General features: G+C 38.6%; 15 protein-coding genes. 3 read left to right on the top strand and 12 right to left on the bottom strand.

Annotated features, from left to right (window positions below):
- Positions 1 to 29 precede the first annotated feature (29 nt).
- The 6 genes from LA20531_RS06750 to LA20531_RS06725 all read right to left on the bottom strand — a co-directional run bounded on the left by LA20531_RS06750 (position 30) and on the right by LA20531_RS06725 (position 4,073).
- Positions 30 to 959: an FAD:protein FMN transferase gene (locus tag LA20531_RS06750; RefSeq protein ID WP_056940183.1), complete on the bottom strand. Its 930-nt coding sequence runs from the start codon at positions 957 to 959 to the stop codon at positions 30 to 32.
- A 5-nt stretch (positions 960 to 964) separates the two neighbouring features.
- Complete coding sequence (locus LA20531_RS06745) at positions 965 to 1,756, bottom strand: tyrosine-protein phosphatase (protein WP_056940182.1); 792 nt, start codon at positions 1,754 to 1,756, stop codon at positions 965 to 967.
- A 96-nt stretch (positions 1,757 to 1,852) separates the two neighbouring features.
- Positions 1,853 to 2,401 (bottom strand): NADPH-dependent FMN reductase, encoded by a 549-nt coding sequence (locus LA20531_RS06740; protein WP_056940181.1) that lies wholly within the window; start codon positions 2,399 to 2,401, stop codon positions 1,853 to 1,855.
- Between the two features lie 13 nt (positions 2,402 to 2,414).
- Positions 2,415 to 2,954, bottom strand: a complete 540-nt coding sequence (locus tag LA20531_RS06735) for an NADPH-dependent FMN reductase (protein WP_056940180.1) — start codon at positions 2,952 to 2,954, stop codon at positions 2,415 to 2,417.
- 149 nt (positions 2,955 to 3,103) lie between these two features.
- On the bottom strand, positions 3,104 to 3,727 hold the full coding sequence (locus tag LA20531_RS06730; RefSeq protein WP_056940179.1) for a TetR/AcrR family transcriptional regulator: 624 nt from the start codon (positions 3,725 to 3,727) through the stop codon (positions 3,104 to 3,106).
- A 103-nt stretch (positions 3,728 to 3,830) separates the two neighbouring features.
- A complete protein-coding gene (locus LA20531_RS06725) occupies positions 3,831 to 4,073 on the bottom strand; it encodes a hypothetical protein (protein ID WP_056940178.1) in 243 nt (80 codons plus the stop codon).
- A gap of 95 nt (positions 4,074 to 4,168) precedes the next feature.
- On the opposite strand from LA20531_RS06725, the gene LA20531_RS06720 reads away from it, so the two are divergent.
- Entirely contained in the window at positions 4,169 to 5,581 is a 1,413-nt protein-coding gene (locus tag LA20531_RS06720) for a C69 family dipeptidase (RefSeq protein WP_056940177.1), read from the top strand.
- 40 nt (positions 5,582 to 5,621) lie between these two features.
- On the opposite strand, the gene LA20531_RS06715 is transcribed toward LA20531_RS06720, so the two are convergent.
- The 4 genes from LA20531_RS06715 to LA20531_RS06700 all read right to left on the bottom strand — a co-directional run bounded on the left by LA20531_RS06715 (position 5,622) and on the right by LA20531_RS06700 (position 8,599).
- Positions 5,622 to 6,296, bottom strand: a complete 675-nt coding sequence (locus LA20531_RS06715; RefSeq protein WP_013438693.1) for an ABC transporter ATP-binding protein — start codon at positions 6,294 to 6,296, stop codon at positions 5,622 to 5,624.
- Position 6,297: 1 nt separating this feature from the next.
- On the bottom strand, positions 6,298 to 7,359 hold the full coding sequence (locus LA20531_RS06710; RefSeq protein ID WP_056940176.1) for an ABC transporter permease: 1,062 nt from the start codon (positions 7,357 to 7,359) through the stop codon (positions 6,298 to 6,300).
- Positions 7,360 to 7,887 (bottom strand): TetR/AcrR family transcriptional regulator, encoded by a 528-nt coding sequence (locus LA20531_RS06705; protein ID WP_056940175.1) that lies wholly within the window; start codon positions 7,885 to 7,887, stop codon positions 7,360 to 7,362. It abuts the gene before it with no gap.
- Positions 7,888 to 7,999: 112 nt separating this feature from the next.
- Positions 8,000 to 8,599 (bottom strand): histidine phosphatase family protein, encoded by a 600-nt coding sequence (locus tag LA20531_RS06700; protein WP_056940174.1) that lies wholly within the window; start codon positions 8,597 to 8,599, stop codon positions 8,000 to 8,002.
- A 138-nt stretch (positions 8,600 to 8,737) separates the two neighbouring features.
- On the opposite strand from LA20531_RS06700, the gene LA20531_RS06695 reads away from it, so the two are divergent.
- A complete protein-coding gene (locus tag LA20531_RS06695; protein ID WP_056940173.1) occupies positions 8,738 to 9,481 on the top strand; it encodes an alpha/beta hydrolase in 744 nt (247 codons plus the stop codon).
- On the opposite strand, the gene yaaA is transcribed toward LA20531_RS06695, so the two are convergent.
- Complete coding sequence (gene yaaA / locus LA20531_RS06690) at positions 9,478 to 10,239, bottom strand: peroxide stress protein YaaA (protein ID WP_056940172.1); 762 nt, start codon at positions 10,237 to 10,239, stop codon at positions 9,478 to 9,480. The genes LA20531_RS06695 and yaaA overlap by 4 nt on opposite strands.
- Positions 10,240 to 10,291: 52 nt before the next feature.
- On the opposite strand from yaaA, the gene LA20531_RS06685 reads away from it, so the two are divergent.
- Entirely contained in the window at positions 10,292 to 10,930 is a 639-nt protein-coding gene (locus LA20531_RS06685; RefSeq protein WP_056940171.1) for a hypothetical protein, read from the top strand.
- A gap of 32 nt (positions 10,931 to 10,962) precedes the next feature.
- On the opposite strand, the gene LA20531_RS06680 is transcribed toward LA20531_RS06685, so the two are convergent.
- A complete protein-coding gene (locus tag LA20531_RS06680; RefSeq protein ID WP_056940170.1) occupies positions 10,963 to 11,757 on the bottom strand; it encodes a DUF4931 domain-containing protein in 795 nt (264 codons plus the stop codon).
- Positions 11,758 to 11,860: the final 103 nt, after the last annotated feature.

Here is an 11,860-nt window from a genome sequence, read left to right as displayed (position 1 = left end):
TAAGTTTAGCTTAGTTCTCTTTTTTTGCTTTATTTATCAAAATTATCGTATTCAACGTGTTCGTCGTTATAAACAAAGATCGCACCGATTCGATCTGAATCATCGCGCCAATTTTTCATTGGATGACCTGCGAAAAATAGTCGTTTACATTCGATTTCGGCTTCAACCGATGTCTTGGTAAAAGTGGTTACCCCGGCCAAATCTGTTTCAACAGGATAACCCGTTCTAGGATCGATCAAGTGGTGGTACTTATGACCGTCAACCACCAAATAACGCTCATATGTACCGCTTGTAACGGCAGAACATTGCGCTACCATTACCGAGGTAATATTGTCGCCACGTGGCTCCTTAGGGTCTTGAATCCCAATTACCCATTGACCATTAACTCTCTTAGGTGAATCACCTACAAGCAAGATATTGCCGCCTAAGTTGATGATACCGGATTCTACGCCATAGGCCAGCCAAAGATCACGAATTCTATCAGCAATCCAACCTTTGGCAATACCGCCCAAATCAAGCTCCATACCTTTCATCTTAAGAAAAACGGTTTGATTTTGATCATCTAAAACAACTTTAAATGGGTCGGTTAACAGCATTCTCTCTTTGATTTCGCTGTCTTTTGGTACATGTGCTCCCTTGAAGCCGATGTGCCATAACTTAACAACAGGTCCAATCAAAGCATTAAAGCCAAAGTTCTCGCGGCTTTTTTCAACCGCTAATTTGACCAAGCCGTAAACCGGACTTGAAACTTGAACTGGGTGTTCACCAGCCGCATGATTGATGTCCATTACTTCAGATTCATCCCTATTAACCGTTAATAAATCCTCATAATGATCAATCAATTCAAATGATTTTTGCAATAGGTCTCGTTTTTGCGTACCAAAAATCTGCAATGTAATTGAAGTACCTAATGCATGATGATGTCCGACTACTTGTTCTAATGCTAAATTTTTAATCATTTTCTCTAGTCTTCCAAATATAATTCACGCAATGCATCTTGCAATTGTGGCGTTAAACCAATCTTCTCTCGTAGATAATTATCGATCCCACCAAATTCTTTTTCAATTGCAATTAATGATGTATCCAAAAATGCATCGCTCACTGAGCCCAAAATACGCATGTTGGCGCGAAGGCAGAGGTTACCGCCCTTTTCTTTGATAGCACGGTCTCGATTAGCACGATAATCGTTGAGCATGTAATTCGAGTACAGATAATCTTGTCTAATCGTCTCCATGTCGACGCCTAAAATATACAAGATCATCACCGTTACAATACCCGTTCTATCTTTTCCTTCGGAACAATGGTATAAAACGGCACCGTCTTCAGTATTGGCAAGCACTTCAAGGATTTGATGCAAACTATTTTGTGCGTGCTCTTTAACAACGTGTGAACGATAACGGTCACACATCATTCTAAAGCCAGCATATTGGTCCTTACGGTAAGTTGCAAAAACTTTATCTAAGTCCTTCTTGCCGCCGTTGGTGTTGTCATCTTTAGCAATAGAGATATCGAGATGCTCTACACCAGGAATCTCACTGTCTGGCATCTTGCCACATTCATGTGGTGAACGCAGATCGATAATCTTAGTTAGACCATAATCAAGCAAAAACTTTTTATCTTTTGAGGTGATATTGCTAATCTTTCCTGATCTAATTAAACGATGCATTTTTACTTTGCGTCCCTGATAGCCAACATAACCGCCTAAATCACGCGGATTGCGTACCTTTTCTAACGGTAAAACAACAGGATTTACCATTAATTCTCACCTCTTTACAATTTATTTTTTTAATGAAAAAAACCGAATAGTATTCCTATTCGGTAATTTTACTATTGAGTTAGCAAACTGACAAAATTATTTATTTGCTTGTGCAACAAAATTTACGAAGTTGTCCATCATTGCATCTAATTGTTTGATAGAAGCTTCATCAGTTAAGTCGCCGCTTTCCTTATCAAAGTTTCTAGCAGCACCACCGATTAAGATTTCGTTACCTGGCAAAACATTTGCACTCATGTCTGGTGAAAGCAAGATTTCACGTGCGTCTTCTTGAGCACGGCTTGAACCTTGAACACCATATGAAGTACCAACTACTGCTGCTGGCTTCATCTTCATTACGTTAGGACCAGCGTGTGAACCTAACCATTCAAGTGCACTCTTCAAAACAGCAGGAATTGAGTGGTCGTATTCTGGCGTAGTCAAAATGATACCGTCAGCGTTTTTAATATCTTCAATCCACTTCTTAGTAGCTTCGTCTGGTTCTTCAGTTCTACAGAATGGTTTGATGTCATCAATTTCTCTTACTTCGATATCGGCTTTTTCAGCATAACGTTTAGCAATAAATTTTGCTAAAAAACGATTATATGAAAATGGAGCATTTGTACCAACGATTGCTAATAATTTCATTTATCTAAGCCCCCTACTTAACAAGTTGTGCGTACCAGTCATCAACTTCGTCAAAGAAGTGTTTCAAAAACTTAAGCGTACCTTCTTCTGTCAAATGGCCTTCTTCATCAAATTGCTTTGGTGCATTGCCCATCATAAATTCATCGCCGTTGAATACGTGTGCGCTAAAACCAGGAGCAGCCAAGATGCTCTTCAAACGAGTTTGTGAACGAGCACCACCTTGTGGCATTGGTGAGGTTGAAACAATTACTACTGGCTTATTGTGGAAAGGGTGGACAGAACTTGAAAGCCATTCAAGAGCACTCTTTAATGCGCTAGTCACTGAGTGTTGTTGTTCTGGGGAACCAATCAAAATCATATCAGCATCTTCAATTTTCTTACCCAAGTCGAGTACGTTTTGAGGTGCTTCAACGCCTTCTTTAAACATTGGCAAGCCTTTAACTGTTGCAAAGTCAAAATCATATTTATAATCTAGGTTCTTCATGATAACTCTAAGTAATTTTTCGTTAAATGAGTTATCGGCATTAGAGCCAGATAAAGCTAGTACCTTCATAAAAACCACCTTTCGAAAATAACTTCATAATAATTATAACTTAATGCATTCAAAAGAAAGCAAAAATAGGTTTTTTAACAAAAGAAAAAGACATTTTCAAATTGAAAATGTCTTCTTGCGGGTGAAAAGCGCTAATGATTGGCGAATTGTTATGCCAAGTTGTCCTTAAGAGAAGCTTCGTCATCTGCGGCGAACATAGTATTCTCTTGAGTTTCACTAAGACGATCATTAAGCATAGCATCGTGAATCTGTGCATTTAACACGTTGATAATTTGGTTTTGGTTGAAGCTTGCAAATTCGTTAACTACAAGTGCAGCCATACCAGTAGTTGAGATCCAGTTGGCTACAACAATGTCGTGAATCTTGTCTTGATCATAATCAGTATCAGGATATTGTTCGTTGAATTTTTCAACGCCTAAGTCCATTAAAGTGTCAGCAATGATTTTGCTACCGAATTTACCATCAACAAACATTGCACGGAACAAGTTTACATGTTTCTTGGCAAAATCAATATATGACAAGTCAAGGTCAATCAAAGGTTCACCAGTGTATTTTTGTTGCAAAGTGTGAGCTCTTAAATCATCGGAAATTCTCTTCAGTACCTGACTACGAAGATCTTCCATGTTGTCAAATTCAAGATACAAAGGTTGGGTTGAGAAGTGACCTGCCTTAGCAATGCTACGAGCAGTCAAGCCTTCAATACCATCCTTAATTGCCATCTTATAAGCTGTGTCTAAAATTTTGCCTTTACTGATTTCTTTTTTTCTTGCCATTTTAATGCACCTCAATCATTTTTATCCCAACGCGCTTTTCAATACACCTGTTATTTTTATGATCATCATATATCCTCAAAATAACAAATGCAAGTTTTATTTATTATTTTTTATAGTCGCCTGATGAATCATTGTCTCCGGTAAATTGGTCATAATGTGAAGACACCATTTCAATAACTGCTTGCTTATCTAAGCCTTGTGCTGCGCAGAAGGAAAAGAAAGCAGCAGATAAAATGTAACCACGCTCACGATCGTCCTTCAGATTATCTGAGAACTTCATATTGATCGTATGAGCGTCGTAATCTGTCGTTAATTCGATCGATTTATCCTCTGGTTTATCGTTCATATCAAAACCTCATTTTCCCAAAAAATAATATAATATAAAACTTCATTTTTTACATTATAATTATATTACAAATTAATTTAGAAAGAGTGTAAAAAATGAATACTAAAATCGGTCGTTCATCTTGTACTTCAATTTTAATTGGTAAAAAGGCTTCTTTGACCGGTAGCGTTGTTATTGGACGTAACGAAGATGCCAAAACTGCTTGGCCAAAACACCTTGCTTTTAACGCACATAAAATAATTCAAAATAACCATTTCAAATCTAAGGATAACAAATTTGAGATGGATTTGCCGAAAGAACGTTTTTCTTACTCTTCAACTCCAGAGTGGACTGACAAGTACGGTGTCTTTGAAGAAGACGGCATCAACGAATATCACGTGGCAATGAGTGCCACCGAAAGTGCTTATGCTAATGAAAGAGTATTGGCTGCTGATCCTTTTGAGACTGAAAAAGGTATTTTGGAAGAAGCTATGGTTACTGTAGTTTTGCCTTACGTAAAAACTGCCCGTAAAGGTGTTGAACGTTTAGGCAAAATTGTGGAAAAACATGGTGCTGCTGAAGCCGATGGTATTTTATTCGGCGATCGCGACGAAGCTTGGTACATGGAAATCGGTTCTGGTCACCACTGGGTAGCTATGCGCATCCCTGACGACTCATACGCCGTTGTCGCTAACCAATTAGCCATCCAAGAAATCGACTTTAACGATGCGAAAAACTTCATGTTCTCAAAAGAAATTCAAGAATTCGTTAAAGAAAACAAGTTATGGCCAGCAAATCAAAGTTTTAACTTTAGAGAAATCTTTGGTACGCACGACGATAGCGACCTCCACTACAACACACCACGTGTTTGGATTGGGCAAAAATTATTAACTCCATCAGTTAAGCAAGAGCCTGAAAGTTTTGACTTGCCATTTGTTCAAAAAGCAGACAAGCCAATCTCAATCCGCGACGCCCAAGACGTATTGTGCAATCACTACCAAAATACGCCTTACGATTTAACCAACCCTAAGAATAAGGACAACGCTACCTTCCGTCCTATTTCCGTTGCTACCACGCAAGAATCGCACTTGCTTGAATTGAACGGTGAAAAGATGTTTCATTGGTTAGCAATGGGTGTCGGTGCGCAAAGTGTTTATGTGCCATTTTACCCACAAGGCACCAAGGTTCCTACCATGTATAAATACGGCAAGGAAACTTATTCTTCCAACTCGGCTTACTGGGTATTCAAACTGGCTAGCGTCTTGGTCGACCGCAATTGGGGCAAATACAGCAGCGAATTAAGCTCAGCTCAAACTGAAGCCCGCGAAAAGACAACGCGCTTGCGTCATGAATATGATGCGAAACTAGCTAATGAAACTGACTCAGCTAAGCAAACTGACTTGGTTAATGAAGCTAACGACAAGATGGCTAAGGCTGCACTTGATATTTACAAGAAGCTCATTGCCAAATTGATCACGCAACAAACCGGTGATTCACCTCTTAGATTCAAGATGGATCCAAACTTATAATCCAAACTAAAAAAGCCACAAATGTGGCTTTTTATTTTTGCTATTTTTTCTGGGTCATTTGCCCATCCATCATTTCATAGATGTGATCGGCATACTTCTCAAGTCGAGGATCGTGTGTAACGAGCATAACGGCCTTGTCACGCTTTTTTGCGAGATCCTTGAACAATTGTCCTACCTCTTCGACATTCTTCGTATCAAGCGAAGCAGTAGGTTCATCTGCTAGCAGGATTTCTGGATTAGCGTAAAGCGCACGCGCAATAGCTGCACGTTGCTGCTGACCACCTGATAATTCACTTGGGTATTTCTTGACCAAATCTGTAATACCTAATTGTTTAAGTAGATCTTGCAATTCTTCTCGTGAGATATTATTCTGTTTTTTTACCTTATCAACTAAAGTAAATTGCTCATTCACTGTCAAAAATGGTACTAGGTTGTAAGCTTGCAAAACAAAACCGATTTTGTTCAAACGCAATTCATTACGCTTTTTGGCAGAAAAATCGCTGATATCTTCATCGTTAATCAAGACTTCGCCTGAAGTTGGCTTTTGCAATGAACCTGCAATCGTCAAAAAAGTACTCTTACCGGCACCGGAAGGTCCCATAATTAAAACAACTTCGCCTTTATCTGCCTTAAAGTTAATATCTTTTAAAGCAACAACTTGCGCGTCGCCTTTACCATAAACTTTCTTTACGTCTTTTAATTCAATTACTGCCATTTTATTCACCAATCGCCTTTGCTGGATCAACTTTCAAGATAGATCTGATTGGAATCAAACTACCAATAACTCCCATTAAAAGCATGCCAACTGTTCCACCAACCATAATCATTGGCGTGAAACTTATTGGAACTGCTGCAGGCAAAGCTGCGTTAGTGATCCACATCAAAATCAAACCGATAATGACACCGATAGCTACTAAGATAATTGATTGGCTAATCGTTGCCCCAACCAAGGTCTTGCTTGGAATACCTTGCGCACGCATAACGGCAAAATTGTGTATCTTTTGCATGGTTAAAATGTACAAGAAGACTGCAACGATAATAAGTGAAATGACAAATAAGAAGCCAATCATCAACTCAAAGGTTGTGTTTTGAGCGGTGTAGCCTGGCAATTTATTGATGAATTTAGCAATTGGATAAGTTTTAGCATTCTTATGGTTATATTTATAACTGCTATCTCGTGAAATAATAGCTGAGGCAACTACATTTGGTGCGGCCATCCGCATTTTCTTCCATGTAGTTAATGAGCCATAAACAATTGGGGCAATATTGATCTTGGCATTTTGAACGAAACCAACGATCTTATATTTCTTGCTTGAACCATTTAGGCTAATTTTATCGCCCAGCTTATAACCCTTATCTCGAAAACTAGAATCTACTGTAACCTGATTGTTTTTAGTAGCCTTCTTACCAGAAACTAATTTTTGGTCTTGATAGATAAATTGATTTTTCTTAACCCCTAAAAATTGTGCAGAAACAGTCTCACGATTCTTTTCTTTGACAACTATTCCTAATTGACCAACATATGCTTCATCCTTGCCTACATTGGCATTCTTAACATCTTTTTTGGTAAGAATAGATTGGAACATGCTGACATTGGAATTCTTATTCAGAATTACTTTTTGTGCATCCCAACTTTCAATGGCTTGCGTATTCTCACTTGCCAGTCCCACTGATAAAGATGACAACATAAAGATCAAATAACTGATCAAGAAAATCATTAAAATAATTAATCCGTAACGAAGCTTTTCATGCTTAATTTCCTTAATCGCTAAAAACAACTAGTCCATCCCCTTTGCAATGATTTCCAAGCTCTTTTTATAGCGAGCCAAATTCTTTTCTTTGTTTTTAGGATCAGATAAGCAGAGATTAATTACTTCATGGCTTAAGACCATGGCACTCCAGATCTCTGGGCTCATATTAAGCAATTGTCTGGAGTAAATCTTAAAGTTATCCGGAATCAAATATTTATTTTGAGCCATGTGCAGTTTCATCATCGGTTCAAACTTGCTGTATTGCGTTTCATCGATGAATTTCACTACACGATCATAAAAATGATCCGGATCAAATTTTTCATCAGGACTCATATTTGTATGAATCGTTTCGATTGCAATGTGATACATGTAAAGATATGCATCTGTTAGATCATCAAAATATTTATAAAATGCTCCTCGAGCAATGTCTGCTTTTTTGACAATGTGTGACACTTTAGCTTGTGCTAAAGGATAGGTGCTGAATTCTTCCAGCAATACTGCTTCAATTTTTTGACGTTTAGCAGTTGGTAAATTTGTAAATGTAGACTTAACCATCGTTATCCCTCTTTCCCCTATTAATGACGAATTGTCACTTGTGTAATATAATAGCTCTTTGTGACACATTGTCAATACACGCATATAAAAAAAGAGGAATTTTTTATTTCCCTTAAGCAAGCACACGGTTGTAGTATACCAAACGTGCAATGCCATCTTTTACGCTGAATTTAGTTAAGGCACTGTTGTCTGGCGTATCGATTTTATCCATGTCACCGTTAGTCAAATAGTGAGCAGCCATCATTCTGATTAAACGGCCATGAGCTACAACCAAAACCTTTTTATCAGGATATTTGCGGTACATTTCATCTAAGAATTCACCACAACGTTTGTCAAAATTTTCATAGCTTTCGCCATTCTTAGAATATTTAACATAGTCACGATTTACCTTGCCCCAAGGATCGACAACATCCGGATATTTTTCACCAATTTCATCCATCTTCATGCCGTCCCAATCGCCGAAGTCGAATTCAAGCAAGCGGTCATCCAAGTTGATCTCTTTTTTACCCTTAGTAAAAATCTTGGCTGTTTCTACCGCTCTCTTCATTGGGCTTGAGTAAACAACATCAAATTCACTTTCATCAAAATTCTTGGCTGCTTTTCTGGCATATTCGTGGCCGTAATCATTTAATTCCGCATCAACTTTTGCACCTTGAAGTCGGTTATCTTTATTTACGTCTGTTTGACCATGACGGATAAATACAATTTCCATTATTGTTTCCTCCCATATTCAATAGCTAAATATTACGCTCATTGCGCCAATCTTTCCAATTTCTTAAACTCTTTTTTTGCCGTTTTTAAACTTAAAAAGCTTACAATAAATGTAAAGCATGAAGAAAGGGGAAAATCTATGTCCCGCATTACAATTGAAAGAGATGGTCTCACCTTAGTAGGAGATCGTGAAGAGCCTTTTGGCGAAATTTATGACATGGCTATACTTATGCACGGCTTCACTGCAAATAGAAATACTGATCTATTAAGACAGATTGCTGACGACTTACGTGACAAAAATGTAGCCAGCGTGCGTTTTGACTTCAATGGTCATGGTGAAAGCAACGGTAAATTTGAAAATATGACTGTGTGCAACGAAATTGCCGATGGTCAAGCTATTTTGGAATATGTCCGTACCGATCCACACGTGCGCAATATCTTTTTAGTAGGTCATTCTCAAGGCGGCGTAATTGCCTCAATGCTCGCTGGACTTTATCCCGACATTATCAAAAAGGTTGTGCTTTTGGCCCCTGCAGCCCAACTTAAGGACGATGCATTAAAGGGCGATACACAAGGCGCAACTTACAATCCTGATCGCATTCCTGCAACTGTGCCTTTTGGCGATAAAAAATTAGGCGGCTTCTACTTAAGAACCGCACAAGTTTTGCCAATTTACGAAGTATCTGAGCGCTTCACTGGTCCGGTATCAGTCATTGTTGGCACTAACGATCAAGTCGTTGATCCTAAGTATGCTAAAAAGTATGACGAAGTTTACGCAAATAGTGAAATGCATACTATCGAAAATGCAGATCATAGTTTTACTGGTCAATACAAAGATGAAGCAGCTGACCTAACCGCACAATTTTTAAAACCATTATTCTAGCGCTGACTAAAATCGAAGTCAGTTCTAAAAATATAATGATCATCTGAACTAACTTCTGGCTCAAATTGAAATTCAAAATCATGAAAATCTCGCAAATCTGCGGGATTTTTTATTTGGTTTTCTGCCATAAAACGCACCATTTCACCGCGCGCCATCTTAGCGTGGACACCAACGGTTTTCCATTCACCATTTTTTAATTCTTGAAAATCAATGGTTATCATTCTACGCTTTTCATTTAAATATGGCTTGATCAAGCGCATATACTGCTTTGAGGCTAAATTGATTACTGTATCGTCTTCTTTAAACAAACTATTGGCAATGTCATCGCCCCAAAAGTGGTAGAGACTGTAGTCACGAAAGCCGATCATCTTGGTGTTTAATTCCAAGCGATATGGACAAACACCGTCAAATGGCCTGAGCATCCCGTAAAAACCGGAAAGAATGCGCAAATTCTTTTGGATATAATCAAGCGCTGGCTGGGTAAAAATGTCTGGTGCCATGTACTGATATTGAATGCCCGAAAAGGCTAAAATTGCTGGTGTTAAGCGATCATCCAAGTCCATATTTTTTAATTGAAGAATGCTCTGTTCCATCACCTTTTGACTAGCATGCCACAAAGTATCTAGTTGCTCTTTCGTGCATGACTTCAAAAAATGCTCTAGTATTCTGGTCTTAGTCAAAAACTCCGGCTTTGATTGCACGGAAAATGAATCACGGTCGATTTTCATAATTTTTGCTGGGGCAATAATAATTTTCATTTTTATTCCTTTACGGTAAACTAAGTTAGTAATTAACAAGGAGGACAAAAAGATGAATCCTGATTTTGCAATTGTCTTAAATTTTAAAACAACTGGTGACTTTGACGCCGATTTTTTAGTTAAAACTGCACGTAACATTGGTGCCCGTGCCGTTATGAGTAGCGATCCTGCCGCTTTTAAAGAAGCCTGCGAAAAGTACACGATCTTTTTAGCTGACGAGCAAGCTGGCCTCGATTTAGCCAGCGATAACGTAATTGATACGATGGTTAATAATCGTAAAAATGGTGAAGCTACCATTATTAACATCCCTGTTAATGACGGTAAATTCGATGAAGCTACCCAAAAGTTGCTTGATACCATTAATTCATGGATGCACCAATTTGGTCATGCCTTTAACGAAGGCAAGCCTAGCCCTTTAACTGTCAGTGATGGTTTCATTTTAGAAAACCGCCATGCTGATTATCAGAAATATGTCTTCTTGAAGGATATTCCAGCTAAGATCGTAGTTGAAGGCCTAGATAAAGAGCCTAACCGCGTTGAATGGATCGAGCACAGAACTGAACTTGATTTTGCCATGAAAGATGGCAAATTGACCATTAATTTGATTAAGCCAGACGACGTCTTTGACTGGAACGTACTCCGGATCCAAGCTCACCGTCCTGAAGACGACATTATTCATACTGAATTCTAGCGAAAAAGCATTCTCAATCGAGAATGCTTTTTTTATTCTACCTTAGAACCTTCATCATAAAATTTTCTAAAGCGATGTGCTTCTTTATCCAGCGTGATTTCATCGTTTACTTGGGACAGTTTATAACCCACAAAGTAAGGTGGCGCTTCAAAACGCGTTATAAACTTAGCACAAATGCCACCATCGTTACGTGGATAAAAGAATAAGTTATACGAATCGCATCTGCCATTATACATAACGTTAAGCAGGTATTTCGCACCACTTTGCAACCAGTCGGCCCAAAGATCAACACCGATACGATCAATCAAGTTAATATTTAATTCAGTGTAGCCTTGGACGGGATGTTCCGCGATGTTGACCTCTACCCCATCTTCATCAAACAGGGTCTCGCCTTCAAAGTTGTTAGGGTGAATGTACTTATAGCCATCTTCATGCTTGAAGCCAACAATCTGCATATGGGGATGAATCAATGAGCCACCAGAATGAGGACCATAATTTTTGTACCACACCACTGACTCGTAGTTGGTATCTCGGTTCATTTGGTCAAAGCAATCCAAACTAAAACGCATCAATTTACGGTTGTGTTCCTTAGTATAGGTGCTTATATCGCCGTTATGGTCGCTCGACTCGATTAAAACAGTCTGAACAGTATCACGTAAAGTTGGGTACTTATTGTGCAGCCAAATAATGTCGTCCTCTTTTTTGTAAATGTCAGTTAGGCTTGCGACATCACAAAAGGGACAAACATTTTTCTTCTTATCCTTACGATAAGACTGGGGTTTATCCTTTGCCACGCTTAGCTGGAAAACTAATGGATCATTATTCATATTTTCCCCCTCCTAAAATAAATTCTGTTATACGCGTGGTGCTAGTTAAATCGTTTTAGTTAATAAAAAAGTCCAATCGGACTAGACTCAAGTTGTAGTATCA

This window comes from Lactobacillus amylovorus DSM 20531 (genome assembly GCF_002706375.1).
GTDB lineage: Bacteria > Bacillota > Bacilli > Lactobacillales > Lactobacillaceae > Lactobacillus > Lactobacillus amylovorus.
The sequence above is the reverse complement of the archived record's forward strand: the minus strand, read 5'-3'. Positions and strand labels throughout refer to the sequence as shown.